At 39.9% G+C, this 296-nt stretch carries 1 protein-coding gene; it reads left to right on the top strand.

What is annotated here, in order from left to right; all coding sequences use genetic code 11:
* The coding region (locus CCAL5182_RS09025; RefSeq protein WP_336610847.1) for a hypothetical protein at positions 1 to 296 on the top strand (296 nt) is incomplete at both ends.

Below are 296 nucleotides of genomic sequence, written 5' to 3' on the forward strand. Positions count from 1 at the left end.
CTAAAAAACGACGTAAGCGTATATATCTATGAGGGCGGCGAATACAAGATGATGAAATTTAGCGAGATAAAAAGAGCAAAAAGCGATCAAGCAAATCAAGATAACACGGACTTAGCCGATGAATTTGACGAAGGCGATATATTTCTTGAGGCAAGCGATGAAGAGATAGCAAGCGCAAGAGCAAAAAGGGACATAGTAAAAAGATATGAGAAGGCGAAGTTAAACGGTTTGCCCTCTAAAAAGTTTTGCGAGATCGAAGGCATAAGCGAAGCAAACCTTTTTAGATGGCAAAAAGC

Origin of the sequence: Campylobacter sp. 7477a (assembly GCF_014892335.1) — a bacterium.
Taxonomy (GTDB): domain Bacteria; phylum Campylobacterota; class Campylobacteria; order Campylobacterales; family Campylobacteraceae; genus Campylobacter_A; species Campylobacter_A californiensis.